The sequence below is a fragment of the Arthrobacter sp. Hb9-2 genome, from assembly GCF_059091165.1.
The window spans coordinates 1-21396 of record NZ_JBNHGJ010000008.1 but is presented as its reverse complement, the minus strand read 5'-3'; the positions used below and the strand labels follow the sequence as shown (position 1 = coordinate 21396).

The window sequence follows — 21396 nt, the reverse complement described above, 5'->3', positions numbered from 1 at the left end:
GGGTACCGGAGCGCGCCGGGCGGCGGGATGGGAGCTGCCACGAAGAACAGCCCCCTCGCCCCGGCCCCTTCAGCTGGCCGAGTCAGGCCGCGTACTCCGTGCGGCCGCCAACGACGGTGCGCAGTACGCGGGCATTCAGCAGTGATTCCTCGCCGTCCTTGAAAGGATCGGCGTCGAGCACGGTGAAGTCCGCAGCGAGGCCAGCCGCCAGGCGGCCACGGCGGTCCTCTTCCATAACTGAGGCCGCAGCGTCGCGGGTTGCGTGTGTGATGGCCTCAGCCAAGGGACGGGCGAAATGGGGATTGTTGGGCGGAAAAGACGGGTCCAGAGCCGACTGCCTCGTTGCGGCGACGAACATGTTCTGCAGGGCCTCGTACGGCGCGGTGGGGGCGTCGGTGGAAAAGGCCAACAGGGCGCCGGCCGCCACATATTCGGGCCAGGCGAAGCTGCGGTCCGGCCGGTCGTCTCCAAGCATTGCCACCCAGTTGCCGTAGATGGCAGGGTCGGCGTGGACGGGCTGCATGGACGCAGTGACGCCGAGCCGGGCCATCCGGGCAGGGGTCTCCGGTGAGGCGTATTCGAGGTGCTCGATGCGGTGGCGGCGGTGGCGCGGCCCATTTATTTCTGCAGCACGTTCCAGCGCATCCAGGGCAATATCACTGGCGTGGTCCCCGATGGCGTGGAGGGCAACCTGCAGCCCGGCGGCATCGGCGGCTGCCACCACCGGATCCAACTGCTCAGGGGACCAGATAGGCCCGGCCTGTGAACCGTCCGCGTAGGGCCGGTTCATGGCAGCAGTGCAGGCGTCGATCACACCGTCCAACGCCAGTTTGATGCCGGCCACACGCAGCCACTCGGTATTGACGTCCCTGGCCAGGAGCACGGCGCGTTCCACCTGCGCCAGGTTTTCGGCCTCGTCGCCGGTGTTGTGAATGAACCAGTGCGCCACGACGCGGATCGGCAGCCGGCCGCCGCGCCGCCCTGCCGCACGGAGGAATGCCGCCAGGTCGAGTTCACCCAGTGCCATGTCCACTGCCCCGGTCACACCGGCGGCCAGGTAGGCCGCAATGGAACGTTCGACGGCGGCGTCGCGGTCAGCGTCCGAGGTCACCTCCCCCAGGAACGGCCACACAAACTGCTGTGCTGCGGTCTCGTACAGCATTCCGTCCGGTTCGCCCTGGCTGTCCCGCCCGATGCGTCCGCCGAGTGGATCAGGGGTGTCCCGGGTAATGCCCAGTTCCTTCAGCGCGGCCCGGTTCACCCAGCAGGAGTGGTAGTCGTTGGCATCAAGGTAGACGGGTACATCTGAGACTGCTTCATCGATCATGGCCGAGGTTGGTGCTCCGGGCAGCGAGTCGAACAGCCAGCCCCTGCCCAGGATCCGGTTGGCACCGGGGTCGGCAGCCCGTGCGGTGCGCAGGCGTTCCTGTATCTGAGGCAGGGTTCTGGCATCTGTGAGGCCCACCTTTCCCAGTGCCTCGCCGAGCATCATCACGTGCGTGTGGGCGTCGATGAACCCCGGCAGCACCAGCCTCCCGCCCAGGTCTACCACCTCTGCGGCGTCACCGGCAGCCGCAGCGGCGGTGGCATCGCTGCCTACATGGGTGAGAGTGCCGGCGTCGGCAATGAACGCTTCAGCCCAGGGGTCAGACTGGTCGGCAGTGAAGACGCGGGCGTTGCGGTAAAGCACAGTCATGGGGTTTCAGACTCCTGCGGTTCGGATGGTGGCAATGTCGGATGAGTTTGGAATGGTTGAGGCGTGTTCCGCCTCGACCCGGGATGAGAGCCTGGCGATGAGCACGGCGGGAACCAGGAGCACCAGGCTGAAGCCGGCGAGCACCCAGCCGAGGGCGGGAAAGCCGAACGCCTCTCCGATCCAGGCCCCGAACATCGGCGCGAAGCTGGATCCCACCAGGTAGACCCCCAGCACGGGGCCGGACCAGCGGCCGCTGGCATCGAGCGCGGCCGCCGTAGCGATGAAGAACATAAAGGCAACGGCGTACACCGTGTTCCACGCGATCATGGTGACAAGGAAAATGGTGGGGTCGGTGGTGAGGCAGGCGGTCAGTTTCAAGGCGCTGCCGAGTACCAGCAGGATGCCCAGCGGGAGCGCCCGGCCCAGCCTGGTCCCCAGGAAGATCAGCGCGATGGCGGCGAGCAGCCCTCCTGCAGTGGACGCGCTCAGCACCAGCCCCAACTGTTCCTCCGTCATCCCGGCCTGGGCAACACCGATGGCTCCGGACATCGCCCAGAGTGAGTCTTCGCCCACCGCCCAGAGCGCGAAAATTGCCAGCAAAGCGAAACCTGCCACGGTGATGGTCCTGGTGGTGATGGTCCCCGTGGTGACGGCTCCCCCGGTGGCAGCTGCCGCCGTCGTACTTGGCGCGGGTGACGCACCCGGCGTTCCGTCGTGTCCCTCTGGCGCCTCAGCCATCGGCAGCCACCCGGCGGTGAACAGCAGCACGAGGGCAAGCCCGGCCACAAAGCCGAAGGCACTCCCCATCCCGATGCCCACCGCCGGGATAACAGCCAGCACAACCGTGACGATGGCACGGTTCGCCAGTCCGCTGATACCGGACGCCCGGTTTGGATTGCGGAGGGCGGCCAGGGCTGCCCCGCCGGATGCCACGGCACCGCCGGCTCCAATACCACCGGCGATGATGCCGATGATGGACGCCGCGGGAGCCAGGTCAAGGGCGGCGAGGCCAAACCCTGCCGCCGTCACGGCCAGCCCCAGCCGTGCCACGAGGTACCGCCCGCGGCCTTCCGTGAAGCGGGTGACCAGGAGGCATGCGAGAGCCGTGGCCAGGAGGCAGGCGGTCATGAGTGTTCCGGCTTCCGTCGCGCCCACGCCGAGGGAGTCCTGAATGGCGAGGATCATAAACGGGACGAGGTTGGCGCTCATAAAGCCGACAACGCCGATGCCGAACGTGGAGACGGCGCGTTGTGTGGTCAGCGGAAGCCGCTGCGGTTCTGGCTGGGTCATTGGATGTGTCCTTTGAACAGGAATATGCGCGGTACAGGGCCGGCGGCGCTCCGTTGCGTCCTCCGTGCCTGCTGCCATCACCGGCAGCGTCCGCTAAAACGAATGGCGTTCGTTTTATTATGCATGTGACGTGGATCAAAGGGAAGAGTCCATAGACTGGCATTTGACGAAGGGAGCCCCATGCCACGGCCCAGAACCCCGATCCTGTCGGTGGACCGCATCGCCGATGCCGCCATCGAACTGGTGGATGAAGGGGCCGGCTTCGGCGTCAATGCCCTCGCCCGCCGCCTTGGCGTCACGGCGTCGTCCCTGTACAACCACATCTCCGGGCGCGACGAAATCATCGAACTGATGCGCGCGCGGCTGGCCACCCAATCCATCCCCTATGTTCCGGAGGATGCCGGCTGGCACGAGGTGGTCTCGCTGATTGTCCGCGGCCAGCGGGAGATGTACGCGGCCCACCCGTTCGTGGTGCCCCTCATCGTGGGTAAGACCATTACCGATCCCGGAGTGATCACCGCCTACGAGCGGATGGCATCGGCCCTCATCGCCGGCGGGTTCCCTGACGACGACGTGCTGACGATCATCTCAGTCATCGACTCTTTTTCACTGGGCGCCGGCCTGGACCTTGCAGCCCCCGACGACGTGTGGGAACCAACCGAGTCCGCCGCCACTTTGTCGCGGCTGCTCAAGGCATCCGGCCACGGCCGGGAACGCAGCGACCGGGCTTTCGAGACCGGCCTTCAGCTCCTCCTCGACTCGCTTCGGATGCGGTTAGCTTCGCACTGACGCCCGGCGGTCCGCCTGCGTCAAACCATAAGGAAGGCTGTCCACAGCCTCGCCTGGGATCGATCACAGCTGAGTCACGATAAAGCACACTAACTGAGTCGCCTGAAACGGGCTATTCAGCGCTCATTGGCGTGTGCTACTACTGGGAGCGCGCACGGTCTAAAACAGCTTTTGCGGTTAGGGACCGTATTCCACTTCGTACCGTCAGGGAGGACGACATGAAAAAGTACGACTCAATGATCCACCACCCAAGAAACCGGAAACGACGATCAGCACTGGTGGTGACGTCACTCCTCGCTGCTGCGGCACTGCCGGCAGGAATCGCCCCGGCCGTTGCCGAGAGCCCCCAAAGCCAGGCAGCGGGCGCCGTCGTCAACGGAGATTTTTCCCAGGGACTGGCCGGCTGGAAGGCCACCGGCGACCCGGCCTCAACCACCACGGCGGCAGAGGCCGGAAATCCCCAACTGGTCCAGCGGCTCGGCTCAGACGGCACGGTGAACCTGCGCCAGAAAACCGGGAACCTTGCTGAGGGCTGGTGGACGGTTTCAGCGCGGGTCAAGGCTGAGGGGACACTTGGGGCTTCCCGGATCGGACTCAAGAACTGCGGTGTCGACGGCGAGACCGTCCTTCCGTCCACGGCACAGGACGGCGCGTGGCTGCAGATTTCCGCCGACGCTTACGTCACGAAGAGTGCATGCGAGATAGTCATCGAAACCCGCGGCAAGGCCGGTGACTGGGCAGTGGCTGACGACGTCACGCTCACCCCCGGATCTGTGCAGCGTGTTGTCCGCGGCGCCGACCTTTCCAACCTCGCAAAGAACGAGGACATGGGCGCGGTGTACTTCGACGCACACGGCCGGCCGGTGGACGCGGTGGAGGCCTTTGCCGATGCGGGGGCCAACCTGGTGCGGCTCAAGGTGTGGGTCAATCCCGCTGACGGCTACAACACCACGGACGAAGTAGTCGCAACCGCCAAGCGCGCCAAGGTAGCCGGCATGAAGGTCCTGGTGGACTTCCACTACAGCGACCGGTGGACCGATCCCGGTGCCCAGGGGATGCCGGCGGCCTGGGCGGGCCTGGGCCCACAGGCTGTGGCCGATGCCGTGTACGCCCACACCTTCGAGGTGCTGACTGCGTTGAAGAACGCCGGCGCCACGGCGGACTCGGTGCAGGTGGGCAATGAAATCAACCCAGGTATGCTCTGGCCCCTCGGACAAACCTGGGACGTCAACCCGACGGATGACGTCAAGGGGGCCCAGTGGGACAATCTGGCACTGTTCCTGTCGGCCGGCGCCCGGGCCACCAAGGACGTCAACGCCCAGACGGACGTCATCCTGCATTTGACCAATATCAATAACGGAATCGGCGGCCTGACCTGGTGGTACGACGAGGTCACCAAACGGGGCGTCCAGTTCGACACGATCGGTCTGTCCTACTACGGCTTCTGGCACGGTTCCATGGCTGACCTGCAGAACGCCGTCACCACCCTGTCCGCCCGCTATGACCGGAACGTGATCGTGGTGGAAAACTCCTACCCGTTCACGCTCGCGGACAACCCGGTTGATCCGTGGGAGAACGTCATAGCCCGGGAAAACCAGCTCATCCCCGGCTACCCGGCCACACCGGAGGGACAGACAGCCAACTTCCGGGCGGTCCAGGACGTGGTGGCCTCCGCACCCGGCGGACGTGGTCTCGGCGTTGTTTCCTGGGAGCCTGCCTGGACCGCGGTTCCCGGCAACGGCTGGGATCCGGCGGACGCCACTACGGGCAACGCGTGGGAAAACCAGGCGATGTTCGGCTTCGACGGCCGGGCCCTTCCGGCGCTGCAGGAATTCGCGCCGGATCCCGACGTCAAACACTGACCCCTTTGCGCAGAAAAGCCGCGCCTGCCCATCAGGGCAGGCGCGGCTTTTCTGGCTGGCCCGTTAAGACTAATGTGCTTCGAGGTCCTCGAGTGACTTGCCCTTTGTATCGGAGGACAGGAAGGTGGCCGCGGCTGCCAGGAGGCAAATCCCGAAGGTGATCAGGCCAATGACCACCGGAACGTTTCCTGAACCGGGAGGAGCCACCGCCGTGAAGATGCTCGGGAAGAACGATGCGATCATAAGGCCAACGTTCTGCGACACCGCGAAGCCGGTCACGCGGATCCGCATGGGGAACTGTTCCTGGAAGAACGTGGCAAAGGTTGCGTTCCACATCTGGAAGAAGATGCCCTGCACGATCACCACACAGACAAAGACCAGGAACAGGCTCTTCTGGTCGATGGCCCACAAGTAGGCCCCGGACATGAGGCCCCCGCCGATTCCGCCGGCCACCATCAGCACGCGCCGGCCAATCCGGTCGGACAGGGCGCCGAACACCGGGATGGTCGCTACTGCGGCGAGGTTGGCCACGAGGGTTACCCACAGGAACTCGCTGCTGGAGAAGCCGATGCCGTAGCCCTCCTGGGTCGCATAGGAGACGCCGAAGATGAGGGTCGCCATGCCCACCACGTTGGTGAAGGTCATGATGACGCACAGGATCATAACGCGCGGGTGCGTGCGCAGGAGGTCAACGATCGGGAACCGGCGCTTGGCTGTACCGCTTTCGGATTGCGCCAGGTAGGCCGGGGGCTCCTGGACCCGCCGGCGGATGATGTAGCCGGCAAGGATCACGAAGGCGCTGAGCAGGAAGGGAATGCGCCAACCCCAGCTCTGGAACTGGTCGGCGGGGAGAAGGGCCGCCAGCGGAAGCAGGACTCCGGTGGCCAGGATGGATCCCACCTGGGTGCCCTGAAGGCTGAAGCTTGTGAAGAAGCCGCGCCGGGCGTCCGGTGAGTGCTCCACGATCATGGCGCTGGCGCCGCCGAGTTCGCCTGCCACCGCAAAACCCTGGATCAGGCGGAGGGCCACCAGAAAGATGGGGGCGAGGATACCCACCTGCCCGTACGTGGGCAGGAGCCCGACGGCGAAAGTTGCGAAGCCCATCAGCAGCATCGCCAGGACAAGCACGTTCTTGCGCCCGTGCCTGTCGCCGTAGGCGCCCAGGACAACAGCGCCCACCGGACGGGAAACGTAGCCCACCGCGTAGGTCGCCAACGACGCGATGATCGCGACTGTGGGGTTTTCGGAAGGGAAGAAGATGGCCGGGAAGACGAGCGTCGCGGCCAGGCCGTACAGCGCGAAGTCGTAGTACTCCAGCGCTCCACCGATCCAGCCGCTCATCGCGGCCCGCTTCGGGTCCCTGCCTTCGATGCTGGTTTTGTGGCCGGGCTGGGCATTCCCGTTGGTCGTTATGGTCATTCGCTGATTTCCTTCTCGTCGTTGGCAAGGAACCGGAAGTGTCCTATTCCGGATTGTTTTAGTGATCATGGGGATGCCGCGGAGCTGACTGGCTACGTTGAGGGGCCAGTAGGTTGCTGCCTTTTTGAATCGTTTCATAAAGTATAAACAGTGCTGCTGGTCACGTCAAAGCCACGTGGGAAGGTGTGGACTGACAGGTGGCCGCCCCTTCTGGTCCCTAGGATGGCCTGAGATGAAAGGACGCCACATGACTGTTTCGCTCGAAAGCCCTTTGCTGGACGTCAAGGCCGAGCTGGCTGCCCTCTCGGCCGCCGACGCTTTCTCCGGCGTCGTCCGGGTGGAGCGGGCAGGCGAGGTGCTGATGGAGTCTGCCCATGGCACAGCGAGCCGGCGCTGGAACGTCCCGGTAACCCCCGGAACCCGCTTCGACGTTGCGTCGGTGACGAAACTCTTCACCGCCGTCGCCATCCTGCAGCAGGTGGATGCCGGCACACTCCACCTCGATGAATCCATCCATTCCTACGTGGACCTGGCCGGAACCACCATCTCCCCCGCGGTGACGTTGCGGCACCTGCTCAGCCACACCTCCGGCATAGCAGATGACGCCGATGAGGAAGCGGGTGAGTCCTACGCGGCGCTGTGGCTGGACCGCCCCTCCTACTCCGTTACAAAAACCGCAGACTTCCTGCCGCAATTCGTGCACAAACCTGCCGTCTTTCAACCCGGTGACGGCTGCAGGTACTGCAATGTGGGCTACATCCTGTGCGGCCTCGCCCTGGAGCATGCCACCGGCGAAACTTTCCGCAGCACAGTGCGCCGGGAGGTGTTTGCCAGGGCGGGGATGGGGACCGCCGGGTTCTTCGACATGCGTGAAGCCGAGCCCGACGTTGCAGAAGGCTGGGAGCCCGTCCGGGAAGGACCAGGCGGGCCCGTCAAGGGGTGGCGGCAGAACATCTACTCCTACCCGCCCATCGGCTCCCCCGACGGCGGCGCCCACGTCACAGCGGCGGACCTCACCCGATTCCTGACTGCCGTCAGCAAAGGTGAACTGCTCAGCCAGGCCACAACCGAGGCCTTCCTCACGCCGCACGCGCTGCACAGCTCCAAGCCGGACCCGGCGCCGGGGGCACGGGCCGAACTTCATTATGGGCTCGGCCCTGCCATCGAGCTCACCTCGGATGGGGCTGTGCGTTCCATTTACAAGGAGGGCATCAACGTGGGCGCCAGCGCCATGGTCCGCTACTACCCTGCCCAGGATGTCACCCTCGCTGTTGTAGCCAACAGCGAAGACGGTGCCTGGGGACCGCTGCGGAAGCTGGACGCGATCATCACCGCAACCTGAGCCGCCTAATGGATCAGCTCGCGGGTCAGCCCAAAAGGCACCTGGTCGCTTAAGGAGACGCGGAAGTGGCCGGGGTTGAGGCGGGTGACCAGGATCCCGTGGGTCCGGCTGCGGGTTGCGATCACCTGCAGGTCCTTGACAGCCGAATTCAGCCGGTCCTCGACCTCGTCCGCGCTGCTAACCCTGACTTCCCTGTACTCAGCGGTTGCGGTTGCCATGTCTTACCCCTGTTCCGTGCTGGAGTGGATAACGCACACGGTCCCGGCGGGGACCACAGCGGTACCAGTGACCGTTTCGCCGCTGAGGAGGTCGCGCCCGGCGGCGGGGTACTCGGCGTCGGTGTCCGCATGGTTGATCAGGAAGGTGAAGGTGTCCGTCCCGGCACTGCGGGAAGCGACTTCCAGCCCGGCCGGCGGCCGCGGTGCCGCCTCAATGCCGGCGCTTCCGACGGCGTCAAGCACCACAGCGGCGAGGTCGCCGCCGTCGAGCTTGGTGGAGACGTACCAGGCGGTTCCGCTGCCGAAGTGGTTGCGGGTTACGGCGGGACGCGAAGCTGCGGGCCCGTCCACGTAGTGGCTGAGAACGGTGGCGGTGCCGGGATGGATTTCCTCCGCCCAGACGCTGCCCGCGGCACCACTGCTCAGGGTGACTGTCTCATCCTCGCGGAGCGGCAGGAACTCGTGGATTTCCAGGCCGAGTACGTCGCGGAGGGCGCCGGGTGACGCGCCAACCGGAACGGTATCGTTGGTGTCCACGATCCCGGAGAAGTAGGAGACCAGCAGGTTGCCGCCGCCCTGGACGTAGTTCTTGAGGTTGGCTGCAGCCTTGTTCCCCACCAGGTAGAGGGACGGGGCGAGCACGAGATCGTATCCGGAGAGGTCCGTCTCCGGGTGCGCGAAGTCGACGCTGATGCCGGCCTGCCAGAGTGCGGTGTAGTACGCCTCGATGCGTTCGCGGTGGTTGAGGTCGCTGCTGGGCCGCCATTCCAGGTCCTGCGCCCAGAAGGACTCCACATCCCAGAGGATGGCCACCCGGGACTTCACTGTGGACCCCTTGGCAGCGGCGAGCTTCTTCAGGTCATCGCCCAGGTCCAGCACTTCACGCCAGATCCGGGTGCCGGTACCGGCGTGCGGAAGCATGGCGGAGTGGAACTTTTCGGCACCGAACCGGGACGCCCGGAACTGGAAGAACATGACGGCGTCCGCGCCACGGGCCAGGTGGGAGAGGCTGTTGCGCGCCAGTTCGCCCGGGCGTTTGGCGATGTTCCGCCCCTGCCAGTTCACCGCACCGGTGGAGTGTTCCATCAGCATCCAGGGCTTGTTCCCTGCAAGGGAGCGGGTGAGGTCGGCGTCCATGGCGAGCAGGATGTGGTTGTCGGCCCGTTGGGCCACGAGGTAGTGGTCGTTGGCGACGATGTCCACTTCCTTGCTCCACTTCCAGTAGTCGGCCGCGAGGCAGTTGGTGGCCATGAAGTTGGTGGTGACGGGAATGTCCGGGGTGTACTTGCGGATGACGTCCCGCTCGTTGATGTAGCACTCCAGCAGCGCGTCCGAGGTGAAGCGGCGGAAGTCCAGGCGCTGGGACTGGTTGCTGACGCTGGCCGAGAGCCGGGGGGCGTCGATCTCGTCCCATTCGCCGTACTTTTGGCCCCAGAAAAGGGTGCCCCAGGCTTTGTTCAGTTCCTCCAGGGTGCCGTAGCGGGCCCGGAGCCAGTCCCGGAACGCCGTCACGGAGTAGTCATCGTAGGAGTCGCTGATCGGAGCGCCGTACTCGTTGTGCACATGCCAGAGGACCAGTGCCGGGTGTGAGGCGTAGCGGCGGGCCAGCTGCTCCGTGATGTTGGCGGCGGCGCTGCGGTACTCGGGCGAGCTGGGGCTGGCCATGCCCCGTGAGCCGTTCCCAAGGGTGACGCCCTCGCGGTTGACCGGACGGGCCTGCGGGTACCTTTTCCAGAACCATGCCGGCGGGGCTGCCGTGGGCGTGCCCAGATCCACACTGATGCCGGCGTTGTGCAGGAGGTCCATCAGGTGGTCCAGCCATTCGAAGTCATACTCGCCTTCGCGCGGTTCCAACAGGACCCAGGAGAAGATGCCGATGCTGACCAGGTTGATTCCGGCTTCCTTCATCAGTGCGATGTCCTCCACCCACACCTCGCGCGGCCACTGCTCAGGGTTGTAGTCCCCGCCGTAGCAAAGGCCGGCAGGCCGCTGGACCCAGGGCGCAGGTGAGCGCTCAGGCGCTGCAGCGGTCTGCGGCACCGTGCGGTGAAGGACGTCTGTCATGGGGGATTCTCCTTAGGACTGTGTGCGGTCCCAGTTCTATCACAGGGCAAATGGGCAACACCATCACCCATCCGCTATTGACACAGCTTGCAGCACTATGAATTACTGGAACCGCTCACAGTCATGCGGCCTCGGTTCGGATGAGCGGTGATATTTCAGACAGACCATTCAGCTTTTCGACAAGGAGGACGAAATGCGCAAGTCATTTCGTGCAGGCGCCGTGGCCATGCTCGCCGCGGCCGCGATGCTCACCGCAGGATGCTCCGGTACTTCAGGTACGGACGCCGGCTCAGCCACTGATCCCAACCAGAAGGTGGAACTGACCTACTGGGCCTGGGCCCCCAACCTGGACAAGGTGGTGGAGGTCTGGAACGAGAAAAACCCCAACATCCACGTCACCGTCAACAAGCAGGACGGCGGCGATCCCGCCGTCACCAAGCTGCTCACAGCCGTCAAGGCCGGCAGCGGCGCCCCCGACCTGATCCAGGCCGAATACCAGAAGATCCCCACGCTGGTCGCAGCCGACGCCCTCGCCGACCTCTCCGGCACTGAAGCCAATGAAACCAAGAGCCACTTCCCGGAAGGCGTATGGGACTCGGTGACCCTCGGCGGCGACGCCCTCTACGCGGTTCCGCAGGACACCGGCCCCATGGTGTTTTATTACCGCGCGGACATCTTTGAAAAGCTGGGCCTTTCCGTTCCCACCACCTGGGATGAGTACGCCCAGGCCGCCAAGGCAGTCCACGCCGCTGACCCCGAGGCCTACCTCGGCACCTTCTCCTCCAACGACGCCGGCTGGTTCACCGGCATGGCCCAGCAGGCAGGTGCCTCCTGGTGGGGTGTCGACGGCGACGCCTGGAGCGTCAACATCGACGAGGACCCCACCAAAAAGGTTGCCGAGCACTGGGGCGGCCTCGTGGAAGAGGGCACCATCGACAACAAGCCCATGTACACCCCGGAATGGAACACCGCCCTTAACACGGGCAAGCAGGTGGGCTGGCTGAGCGCAGCCTGGGGCCCGGGCGTTCTCTCCGGCAACGCCAGCGCCACCGCGGGGCAGTGGAAGGTGGCACCCATGCCGCAATGGGATGCTTCCAAGCCCTCCACCGGCAACTGGGGCGGCTCCTCCACCGCCGTGACCACCCAGTCCAAGAACGCCGAGGCCGCCGCAAAGTTTGCCACCTGGCTGAACACCGACCCCGAAGCAGTCCAGGCTTTGGTCAAGGAAACCGGCGTCTACCCCGCGGACAACGCAGGCGCCAAGTCCGCGCTCACGGAGGCACCGGAATTCTTCTCCAACCAGCCTGACTTCTACGAGGTGGTGGGCGACGCCGCGCAGAACGTGGGCTCCTTCACCTACGGGCCCAACGTCAACGTGGCCTTCAACGCCTACAATGACCAGTTCGCCAAAGCTGCCCAGGCCAAGCAGAAGAGCGCCTTCAGCGACGCCGTGAAATCCATGCAGCAAGTCACCGTTGAGGACCTGAAGCAGGCCGGCTTCACGGTCAAGTAGCGTCCCGCAAGCAGCAACTGACTCCGGTTCCGGGAGGGGCATCCCCAAGGCCCCTCCCGGAACCGGCACCATCTCGAATCCAGACAAGTTCGAATCCAGACAGGTTCGAATCCCACAAGCTCCAATCCACACAAGCTCCAATCCACACAAGGAAGTGCACCCGTGGCAATGACCGTGACCAAGCCCGGTCCGGCGGCTGATACCGCAGCCGGACCCTCCAGGCGGGCGAAGAATTTCAAATCCCGGGTGCTCATCCCCTACGCGATGCTCGCCCCGGGCATCATCCTTTTCCTCGTCTTTATGGCCGCCCCCATCGTCTACACGCTGGTGCTGAGCTTCCAGAAGAAGAAGGTCAGTGGCCTGGGCCTCGGCAAGGGCTCCCAGAGCCAGGTGTTTGCGGGCTTCGAAAACTACGTCAGCGCCCTGACGGACCCGGAGTTCCTGGGCAGCGTGCTGCGCGTGCTGCTGTACGGGCTCATCCTGATCCCGCTGATGCTCGGCTTCGCCCTGCTGTTCGCGCTCCTGCTGGATTCCCGCCGAACCAGGGCCGGCAGCTTTTCCCGCACCGCCATCTTCCTTCCCTACGCCGTGCCCGCAGTCATCAGCTCCCTTCTGTGGGGCTTCCTGTACTTGCCCGGCGTGAGCCCCTTCCACTTCCTGGCCCGGCAGTTCGGCGTCGCGCTTCCCTCGCTGCTGGACCCGAACCTCGTCACGTTCGCCATCTGCAACATCGCCCTCTGGGGCGGCGTGGGCTTCAACATGATCGTGATGTACACATCGCTGAAGGCCGTGCCCAGCGAAATCTATGAGGCAGCGAAGCTGGACGGCTGCTCAGAGGTCCAGACCGCCCTGCGGATCAAGATCCCCATCATCGCCCCGTCGCTGGTCATGACGGCGCTGTTTTCGATGATTGCCACGCTCCAGGTCTTCGCCGAGCCCACCACCCTGCGGCCGCTGGCCAACAGCCTCTCCACGAGCTGGTCCCCGCTCATGCTGGTCTACCGCGACGCCTTCACGCGTAACGACGTGTACTCAGCCGCCGCCACCAGCATCGTGATCGCCGCCGCCACCTTCATCATTTCCTTCCTGTTCCTGCGCGTTGTGCAGAAGCGGGCCTTCGGACAGGAGAACTGACCGTGACCATCCTGGCGCCCAGCCGCACCGAGAATACAAAGACAGTTCGCACCTCCAAGGGCGCAGTTTCGGCCCACGACAAGCCGAGCTACCTGTCCACCGGGATCCTGATCCTAGGCGCGCTGTACTGCCTGTTCCCTGTGATCTGGGTGGTGGCCGCCGCCAGCAAGGACGGCAACGAGCTGTTCTCCACCTTCACCCTGGCCCCCAGCACGCACCTGTGGGACAACATCGTTGCCCTCACCGAATACCGTGACGGGCTGTTCTGGCGCTGGATGGCCAATACCGCGTTGTACGCAGGCGTGGGCGCCATCGTCTCCACCTGGGTCTCCGCCCTCTCCGGCTATGTCCTGGGAAAGTTCGATTTTCCCGGCAAGTCCGGAATCTTCAAGGTGCTGCTGATGGGCGTGCTGGTCCCCGGTGTCATCCTGGCCATTCCCCAATACCTGATGCTCGCCCAGGCCGGCCTGACAAACACCTATTGGTCCGTGCTCCTGCCCCAGATCATCAGCCCCTACGGCATCTACCTCGCCCGGATCTATGCAGCAGCGTCGGTACCCGGCGATGTCATCGAGGCCGCCCGCACCGAGGGCGCCAAGGAAATGTACATCTTCAACCGGATTGCGGCCCCCATGATGCTGCCCGGCCTGGTGACCATCTTCCTCTTCCACTTCGTGGCCATCTGGAACAACTTCATGCTGCCCTACATCATGCTCGGCGACGACCATTTGTTCCCGATCACGGTGGGCCTGAACGGGCTGCTGAACCAGGGCGCCTCCGCACCGGCCCTGTACACTCTGGTCCTGGCCGGCGCCCTGCTGTCGATCGTCCCGCTGGTCATCATGTTCCTGCTGCTGCAGCGCTACTGGCGGGTCGACCTCGCCGCCGGCGCTGTCAAGGCCTAGTACTGGATAGGCTTTGAAGATGACTCAACCCACCTCCCGGCCGAGGCCAAAGATTGACGACGTGGCCAAAGAAGCCGGGGTGTCCCGCGGCACGGTCTCCCGCGTGCTCAACGGCGGACACTGGGTTAGCCCGTCCGCTCTGGAAGCTGTCAACGCCGCCATCAAAAAGACCGGCTACCGAGTCAACCCGCATGCCCGGAACCTGGCCACCAACCGTGCCAACTCGGTGGCTTTCCTGCTGACCGAAACGCATGACCGCCTTTTCGAGGACCCGAACTTCGCGGTCCTCCTGCGCGGGGCGGCAGACGCGCTGGCAGTCCATGACATTCCGCTGGTGCTGATCCTGGCCGGCACTGACGACGAACAGCGCCGCGCCACCGACTTCCTCACGGCAGGCCATGTGGACGGCGTGCTGCTGGTGTCCTCGCATGCCACCCGGAAGGGAATCATCTCTGACATCATCTCCGCGGGCATCCCTGCCATTTCCTGCGGTATCCCCCTCGGTTTCGAAAAGAAGATGGGCTACGTGGCGGCCGACGACTACGAAGGGGCCCGGGACCTCCTGCGGTACCTGCGTGATGCCGGCCGCCGGCGGATCGCCACCATCACTGGCCCACAGGACACCTCCGGCGGCATCCGCAGGCTCGAGGCCTACCGCGACGACCAGGGCGCCGGCATTGATGAGGCGCTCATCGTCCACGGTGACTACAGCAAGGAGAGTGGGGCGAAAGGCATGCGGGAACTTCTCGGCCGGGCTCCTGATATCGACGCTGTTTTCGCTGCCAACGACCTCATGGCGATCGGTGCCCTGGAGGTGCTGCACGAGGCCGGGCGGCGGACACCTGAGGACGTCGCCGTCGTCGGCTTCGATGACATCAGCGCGTCCTCCACTGCTACCCCGGCGCTCACCACCGTGCGCCAGCCCTTCGAACGCATCAGCGAGGAAATGGTCCGCCTGCTCCTGGATGTCATTAGCGGCAAGCGCCCCGCGGCCATCACCATTCCCACCGAACTGGTGGTCAGGGAATCAGCCTGACCTTTCAGCCGGCCACGTGAAAAACGGAAGCGGACGACGCCGGAACCTCCCGGCGTCGTCCGCTTCCGTAGTTGCCGCTGCGGTTGTTGCCGCTACCGGCTGAAGCGGACCTGCTTCCAGGACAGGACAGGGGCGCTGGACGCGCTGTTCCGCGACGCCGTGAACCGGACGTAGTGGGTAACGTCTTCTGCGCCGGCCACGGTGATGCGCTGCAGGTCATCCGCGGCCGGCAGGTCGTAAATGTCCAGCCATTCTGAGCCAGCCGCGAGCGGCTTGTCCGCGGCGAAGACGTGGCTGTCGCCGTTGATGATATAGACCGGCCCGTCGAATCGGTTCGTTTCCTCGATGATGGTCTTTACGATTTCCTTGAAACCAGACACCGAGTTCGGGCTGGGCTTACGGCCGTTCAGGGGCGGGGGAGCGAACATGTCGGCCTGGGTCATCAGCACCACGGCACGAAGGTCCCCGCGCGTGGCGTCAGCAAACGTGTCGCGGATCTGGTCCACCGCAGCGCCAATCCGGTGATTCACGTCGGCCCGCTGCTCGGGGGTGGCGGTCGTTTTGCCCAGACCGCTCCAGGGCTGCAGCCCGTTGTTGCTGCCCTGGATGTTCAGCACGGAGAAGGCCACGCGGTTCTGGGTGAAGCGGACGTTTTCCGGAAGCCCGCGCCCTACCTGGGACCTCACGGACATGGCGGCACCGAGGGTGTTGCCGGGTTCGTCGAAGAACACTTCCCTCAGCGTGTCCAGCCGTTCCAGCGGGTTGTACGCGCCGTTGTCGATGCGGTGGCAGTCCACCCACTCGTTGTCGCCCGGCGTAAAGACCAGAGGGAGCTCAAAGGTGTCGAACTGCTCCCGGATCCTCGTAAAGTAGCCGTCGGAACAGGGTGACGTTCCGTTCTTGATGTCGCCCACGTGGGCCACGAAGTCAAGCCTGCTGTCCGCGTTGATGTCCTGGATGCGGTCTGGGAACTTGGCGACTTCCGCGTCGCCGTAGGGCATGTCCCCAATAACGCCGAAACTAAAGCCGTCGTTCTTGGGTGCTTTGTCCGCAGCGCCCGCGGGCGTGGACGCGACGAGACCGAGCGCGAGCAGGGCCGCCGTCGTCGTTGCAATTAGCGTTTTTGAAGTCATCAGTTTCGCCTGTCTGCTTACCGGGGGGCTATTTGTGCAGGTGATGAGGAGCTGCTTCAGCGCCTCGACATCGACGGTGTTGACGTAGTTTACTCCCGCGTCGAACGCTCGTTCCAGAGGTTTTTGCCTGGGGCCGGTCTTGGTGCTGCCTGGCAGTAGAGGGTAAAGGTCGGGGATTTTCAGAGTGAGGCCATCCGAAAGATGATGTGGGGGCTTCAAGCCCAAGTTCCTTAGACTTGCCAGTGGACACAAGCCGCAACACCGAACAAAGGAGCCATTAATGAGTGGAGTAGTTGTTGTAGGAGTGGATGGCAGCGAGTCGGCCAGGAAGGCTGCGGAAACTGCAAGGGACCTGGCGGTGTCCCTGGGAGCGTCCCTTCACATTGTGACCGCATTCGAGTTCGAGACCGCCGAGACCTTCGGCGCAGGGTCGGACAAGGTCAGAATCTCGAACGCCGACAGTGCCGAACACGTCGCGAGGTCATTGGGTAACTCGGGACAGGGCCTGGAGATCACCCATTCTGCCGCTCGCGGCAAGCCGGCTGATGCACTGATCAAGGAAGCCATCCGACTGGACGCCCGGCTGATCGTGGTGGGCAACCGCAGGATGCGCGGCATCGGCCGGCTCCTGGGCAGCGTCGCCAACAGCGTGGCGCACAACGCCCCCTGCGATGTCTACATCGCCAACACCTACGAGGACTAACAGCTAAGCCAAGCGAGCGGCCGACGGCGGAAGGTCCCGCCGTCGGCCGCTTGCGTTTCGCAGCAGGAAAGTGCGGGCCACCTGGACCAGTGGTATTGCCCCTCCACCACGTAGTGGCCGGGAGCCATGCGCCCAACACGGCCAGCGCACTGATCCAGGTTGTTCCCTGCCGCTTCAGGCCCGCACGGTTACCTAGCTTGAGACGTCCTTTTCGATTTCCTCGGCGAGGTCATCCACCTCTTCCGGGCGCAGTTCGATGCCGGCCTCCTCAAAGCGTTCCTCGAGCACATGGCTCACGTCATCCTCCACGTGGCCCAGCCGAATTTCGTCGCGGACCTCGTCCGCGATGCTTTCAGGAGTCTCCGTATGGGCTGTGTCCTCCACAGTTTCGTCGTCGTCAAAGGGGGCGCTTGAGGTATCGGCTGAGTCAGTCATAACTCATGGTTACCGGTTGCCGGTGAACGGTCAATGACCCGGCGCGCCCAAGGTGAAGCGGCCGACGGCGGCCCCTCCCGTCGTCGGCGTACTTGAATCCTTCGGTTCCCACAGCGCCGCTTCCGTCAGTTCCCGAAAGTGAGCGCCTGCGCGACGGTAACGGCGATCAGGGCAAGGAACGTGGCAGCAACCGCCCACGCTTCCAGACGCTGCCGCACGGTCCTGCGCTTTGACCCGTTACCCGTTGATCTCCACTTGCACATAGTCCTCCCGAAGGAACATCCGGCGTTCCTGCCAGCCGTCAAGTACAACCCAAATGATCGAGCCATCGGGCGTGGCGGTGTCCACAAAGCCCGAGCCGATAGGCAGCCCGTGCTGCGAAAGCCGCACCCGCTGCCCCCTCGGCAGGGCGTTCCACGACACCCGCCGCCACTGATGCCCGCCCGCCGCGTTCACGGCACTACCGCAGGATGACCGTGCGGTTGCCCAGCAGCAGGATCCTGCCCTCGCAATGCCAGCGGACGGCGTTCCGCAGCGCCACGCACTCGGCGTCCCACCCTGCCGCCACCAGGTCCTCAGCGGTGTACGTGTGGTCCACCTCGATGACCTGCTGGGCGATGATCGGACCCTCGTCCAGTTCCGCGTTCACGTAGTGCGCGGTGGCCCCCACGGTTTTGACGCCCCGCTCATACGCCTGGTGGTACGGCTTGGCCCCCTTGAAGCTGGGCAGGAACGAGTGGTGGATGTTGATGGTACGGCCCGCGAGCTTGGCGGAGAGCTCGTCGCTGAGCACCTGCATGTAGCGGGCCAGGACCACAAGTTCGACGTCGAGCACGTCCACAAGGTCCAGGAGCCGGGCTTCGGCGGCGGGCTTGGTGTCCCTGGTGACCGGCACGTGGAAGAACGGTATGCCGTCCCACTCCACCAGGCTTGCCTGGTCCGGGTGGTTGGACACGACGGCGACGATCTCCACCGGAATATCGCCCGTCCGCGCCCGGAACAGCAAGTCGTTGAGGCAGTGCCCCATTTTGGACACCATCACCAGCACGCGGCGCTTGCGGCCGTGCGGCTCCAGATGCCAGTTCATCTGCCATTGATCGGCCAGCGGCGTGAAGCGGGCGCGCAGGTCCTCGGTGCTGAACGGCTGCTGCTGCGGATCAGGCCCGGAGGCGAAGTGCACCCGCATAAAGAAGTGCCCCTGGGCCTTGTCCCCGTACTGCTTGATGTCGATGATGTCGCAGCCGTGCTCCAGCAGGAAGGCCGAAATCGCGTGGACAATTCCCGGGGATTCCACGCAGTCAACCGTCAGGACATGCTCGACGGCGGCAGGACGTTCCGCCGTCGAGGCACCCTTGGCAGGGGTTGGAACGGGCGTTACCAGGGTGCTCACTTATTCACCCCGTCATTCAACGCGCCGTCAAAGTCCCGCCCGATGGCTGACGCTTCAGTATCCATATCCTGCGCCAGCTCCGACTTGAACGTGGCGTAGCGGGCCAGGTGAGCAGGCCGTCGCCGCAGGATCAGCCACGCGGCGCCGAGCACCAGGAACCACACAGGGGTCACCAAAAGTGCCAGCAGGGTGTCCGGCTGCGTGGTCAGTGCCCACAGGACGAAGGCGAAGAATGCGAACACCACCCAGACCATCGGCACGCCGCCGGGCATCCGGTACTTCGAGCCCTCGTGCAGCTGGGGGCGGCGGCGCCGGAACGCGAGGTAGCTGGCCAGGATGATGGACCAGACGAACACAAAGCAGACGGCGGACACGGTGGTCACCATTTCGAAGGCCTTGCCGATGTCCTGGCCCGCGTACATCAGGATGACGCCGGAGAGCAGCAGCACGCAGGAGAGGAACAGGGCGTTCTGTGGCACCTTGCGCCGGGACAGGCCGCGGAAGACCGACGGCGCGTCCCCTTCCTGCGCCAGACCGTAGACCATGCGGGAGGTCGAATAGATGCCGGAGTTGGCCGAGGACATGGCCGAGCTGAGCACCACCAGGTTCACGACGGTGGCCGCGGCGCCGAGGCCGGCCAGGGAGAACATGGCGATGAACGGGCTGTGGCCGGCCTGGAACTGGGTCCAGGGGGTCACTGACATCAGGATGATGAGGGCGCCCACGTAGAAGAGCAGCACGCGGATGGGGATGGAGTTGATGGCCCTGGGCAGGTTCTTCTCCGGGTCCTTCGCCTCAGCCGCCGTGGTGCCCACCAGCTCGATGCCAACAAACGCGAACACAGCGATCTGGAAGCCGGCCACAAAGCCCATGAACTCGTTCGGGAACATGCCGCCGTGGCTCCACAGGTTCGTGAAGGTGGCAGGGCCGGCGTCGGACTGGAAGCCCGTGAAAATCATGAACATACCCACGATGATCAGCGCCGCGATGGCAATGATCTTGATCAGCGCGAACCAGAATTCGGTCTCGCCGAACGCCTTCACCGTGACGAGGTTCAGGAGCAGCAGGATCGCCACGGTAGCCAGGCCCGGGATCCACAGCGGGAGTCCCGGCCAGAGTTCCTTGGAGTAGCCGGCGATCGCGATGACGTCCGCGATGCCCGTGATCACCCAGCAGAACCAGTAGGTCCAGCCGGTGAAGAAGCCCGCCCACGGGCCCAGCAGGTCCGCGGCGAAGTCGCTAAAGGATTTGTAGTTCAGGTTGCTCAGCAGCAGTTCGCCCATCGCCCGCATGACGAAGAACAGCATGAAGCCGATGATCATGTACACAAAAATGACGGACGGTCCGGCCGCGGAGATGGTTTTGCCCGAGCCCATGAACAGGCCCGTGCCGATGGCGCCGCCAATGGCGATCAGCTGGATGTGCCTGTTGGTGAGCTGCCGCTCAAGATGCGGCTCCTGGTGGGGCGTTACAGGGTTAGTTGTCACGTGCTGCTCCTCGGATCAATGCTGTCTGGAGTGCTGAAGTGGCCGCCTGGTCCGGGCCCGCAGGCAGGGGATCGAGGCTGTTGAAGCTGTAAAGGTGGATGCCGGCGATGGTGCCGGGCTGGCTTTCGAGGCCGGTGATCAGGCTGTCCGGCGAGTAGCGGTCCCCGCTCAGGAGTTTGCGGGCCAGCGGGCCCTTGCGGCTGAGGAACTTCAGGGAGCTTCCGACGCCGATCTGCCTGGACAGTGCCACCAGCTTGGTCCGCGGGACGGACCCGGCCACGCCCGCCCACACAGGCAGGTGGACGCCCTCACGGCGCAGGAGCGCTGCGTAGTCTTGGATCTTGCCGGCGGAAAAGCACATCTGGGTGACCACATGCGAGGCGAGGTGTTGCTTGGCCAGAAGTCCGTCCAACAGGTCCAGCGGGCTGACGAGGGGATGGCCTTCCGGATAGCCCGCGACGCCGGCCCGCATCATTCCGCTGCTGTACTGGGCAATGTCCTCCAGCACGGAAAGGGCGGAGCCGTAAATGCCGGCGGGCTGCTTCCGGTCGCCGCCGATGACGAACACTTCGCGGATGCCCGCGGCATCGCAGCCGCGGACAATCTCGGTGAGCTCGGCCCGGCTGCGGATGCTCCGCGCGGCGAGGTGCGGGATTACCTTGTACCCGGCGTCGCTCAGCTCCACTGCCGTGCGCGTGGTCCGCTCGATGCCGTGGTGCGGCAGGCATGTCACGCTCAGCGTGGTGGTCGTGGGCACCAGGGCCTGGACCTGCTCCACGATTCCCGAGGATGGGATGATTTCGATTCTGACGGGGAACATCATTGGTCCTGTCTGTGCATCAGGGTGGGTATCCCAACTCAGGCTGTGGCTGCGAGAAGGGAACTGGCTTCCTGGCGGGTGGTGCCGGAGGACTCGATGTGGGCCAGTTCTGCCGGGATCTCCCAGCCCTTCTTGCGCATCGCGGTGGCCCAGAGCCTGC

General features: G+C 64.7%; 19 protein-coding genes and 1 pseudogene. 8 read left to right on the top strand and 12 right to left on the bottom strand.

Going from position 1 to position 21396, the window contains the following annotated elements:
• Positions 1–82: 82 nt before the first annotated feature.
• Both AC5RV1_RS06700 and AC5RV1_RS06695 read right to left on the bottom strand, forming a co-directional pair.
• Entirely contained in the window at positions 83–1696 is a 1614-nt protein-coding gene (locus tag AC5RV1_RS06700) for an amidohydrolase (protein WP_493993968.1), read from the bottom strand.
• 6 nt (positions 1697–1702) lie between these two features.
• Positions 1703–2986, bottom strand: a complete 1284-nt coding sequence (locus AC5RV1_RS06695) for an MFS transporter (RefSeq protein WP_493993967.1) — start codon at positions 2984–2986, stop codon at positions 1703–1705.
• Between the two features lie 180 nt (positions 2987–3166).
• Between AC5RV1_RS06695 and AC5RV1_RS06690 the strand changes: the two genes are divergently transcribed.
• Positions 3167–3775 carry a TetR/AcrR family transcriptional regulator gene (locus AC5RV1_RS06690; RefSeq protein WP_493993966.1) on the top strand — a complete coding sequence of 203 codons (609 nt, stop codon included), beginning with the start codon at positions 3167–3169 and terminating at the stop codon, positions 3773–3775.
• 218 nt (positions 3776–3993) lie between these two features.
• The gene (locus tag AC5RV1_RS06685; protein WP_493993965.1) at positions 3994–5637 is read left to right on the top strand and encodes a glycoside hydrolase family 53 protein; all 1644 of its coding nucleotides are present in this window, start codon (positions 3994–3996) and stop codon (positions 5635–5637) included.
• Positions 5638–5706: 69 nt separating this feature from the next.
• Here the strand turns inward: AC5RV1_RS06685 and AC5RV1_RS06680 are convergent, their stop codons facing one another.
• The gene (locus AC5RV1_RS06680) at positions 5707–7056 is read right to left on the bottom strand and encodes an MFS transporter (protein WP_493993964.1); all 1350 of its coding nucleotides are present in this window, start codon (positions 7054–7056) and stop codon (positions 5707–5709) included.
• 247 nt (positions 7057–7303) lie between these two features.
• Here AC5RV1_RS06680 and AC5RV1_RS06675 point away from each other — a divergent pair, with 247 nt between their 5' ends.
• Positions 7304–8398, top strand: coding sequence for a serine hydrolase domain-containing protein (locus tag AC5RV1_RS06675; RefSeq protein WP_493993963.1), 1095 nt, complete (start codon positions 7304–7306; stop codon positions 8396–8398).
• Positions 8399–8403: 5 nt separating this feature from the next.
• Here AC5RV1_RS06675 and AC5RV1_RS06670 read toward each other — a convergent pair whose 3' ends face one another.
• Both AC5RV1_RS06670 and AC5RV1_RS06665 read right to left on the bottom strand, forming a co-directional pair.
• A complete protein-coding gene (locus AC5RV1_RS06670; RefSeq protein ID WP_493993962.1) occupies positions 8404–8616 on the bottom strand; it encodes a hypothetical protein in 213 nt (70 codons plus the stop codon).
• 3 nt (positions 8617–8619) lie between these two features.
• Positions 8620–10680: a beta-galactosidase gene (locus AC5RV1_RS06665; RefSeq protein ID WP_493993961.1), complete on the bottom strand. Its 2061-nt coding sequence runs from the start codon at positions 10678–10680 to the stop codon at positions 8620–8622.
• A gap of 193 nt (positions 10681–10873) precedes the next feature.
• Between AC5RV1_RS06665 and AC5RV1_RS06660 the strand changes: the two genes are divergently transcribed.
• From AC5RV1_RS06660 to AC5RV1_RS06645, 4 genes are all read left to right on the top strand, one after another.
• The gene (locus tag AC5RV1_RS06660) at positions 10874–12193 is read left to right on the top strand and encodes an ABC transporter substrate-binding protein (protein WP_493993960.1); all 1320 of its coding nucleotides are present in this window, start codon (positions 10874–10876) and stop codon (positions 12191–12193) included.
• 168 nt (positions 12194–12361) lie between these two features.
• Positions 12362–13327, top strand: coding sequence for a carbohydrate ABC transporter permease (locus AC5RV1_RS06655; protein ID WP_493994033.1), 966 nt, complete (start codon positions 12362–12364; stop codon positions 13325–13327).
• 2 nt (positions 13328–13329) lie between these two features.
• Entirely contained in the window at positions 13330–14232 is a 903-nt protein-coding gene (locus AC5RV1_RS06650) for a carbohydrate ABC transporter permease (protein WP_493993959.1), read from the top strand.
• 19 nt (positions 14233–14251) lie between these two features.
• Positions 14252–15268 (top strand): LacI family DNA-binding transcriptional regulator, encoded by a 1017-nt coding sequence (locus AC5RV1_RS06645; protein WP_493993958.1) that lies wholly within the window; start codon positions 14252–14254, stop codon positions 15266–15268.
• Between the two features lie 92 nt (positions 15269–15360).
• Here AC5RV1_RS06645 and AC5RV1_RS06640 read toward each other — a convergent pair whose 3' ends face one another.
• A complete protein-coding gene (locus AC5RV1_RS06640) occupies positions 15361–16401 on the bottom strand; it encodes a hypothetical protein (RefSeq protein ID WP_493993957.1) in 1041 nt (346 codons plus the stop codon).
• Positions 16402–16681: 280 nt separating this feature from the next.
• On the opposite strand from AC5RV1_RS06640, the gene AC5RV1_RS06635 reads away from it, so the two are divergent.
• Positions 16682–17104, top strand: a complete 423-nt coding sequence (locus AC5RV1_RS06635; protein WP_493993956.1) for a universal stress protein — start codon at positions 16682–16684, stop codon at positions 17102–17104.
• A gap of 192 nt (positions 17105–17296) precedes the next feature.
• Here the strand turns inward: AC5RV1_RS06635 and AC5RV1_RS06630 are convergent, their stop codons facing one another.
• The 6 genes and pseudogenes from AC5RV1_RS06630 to AC5RV1_RS06605 form a co-directional block, all read right to left on the bottom strand.
• Complete coding sequence (locus AC5RV1_RS06630; RefSeq protein ID WP_163166098.1) at positions 17297–17539, bottom strand: hypothetical protein; 243 nt, start codon at positions 17537–17539, stop codon at positions 17297–17299.
• A 237-nt stretch (positions 17540–17776) separates the two neighbouring features.
• Positions 17777–17929 carry a hypothetical protein gene (locus AC5RV1_RS06625; RefSeq protein ID WP_493947812.1) on the bottom strand — a complete coding sequence of 51 codons (153 nt, stop codon included), beginning with the start codon at positions 17927–17929 and terminating at the stop codon, positions 17777–17779.
• A 70-nt stretch (positions 17930–17999) separates the two neighbouring features.
• On the bottom strand, positions 18000–18920 hold the full coding sequence (purU, locus tag AC5RV1_RS06620) for a formyltetrahydrofolate deformylase (protein WP_493994032.1): 921 nt from the start codon (positions 18918–18920) through the stop codon (positions 18000–18002).
• 5 nt (positions 18921–18925) lie between these two features.
• Positions 18926–20416 carry a D-serine/D-alanine/glycine transporter gene (gene cycA / locus AC5RV1_RS06615; RefSeq protein WP_493993955.1) on the bottom strand — a complete coding sequence of 497 codons (1491 nt, stop codon included), beginning with the start codon at positions 20414–20416 and terminating at the stop codon, positions 18926–18928.
• Positions 20406–21239 (bottom strand): methylenetetrahydrofolate reductase, encoded by an 834-nt coding sequence (locus AC5RV1_RS06610; protein WP_493993954.1) that lies wholly within the window; start codon positions 21237–21239, stop codon positions 20406–20408. The genes cycA and AC5RV1_RS06610 overlap by 11 nt, the downstream gene beginning before the upstream one ends.
• Positions 21240–21274: 35 nt before the next feature.
• Positions 21275–21396: pseudogene (locus AC5RV1_RS06605) on the bottom strand (lipoyl synthase); the annotation flags it as partial.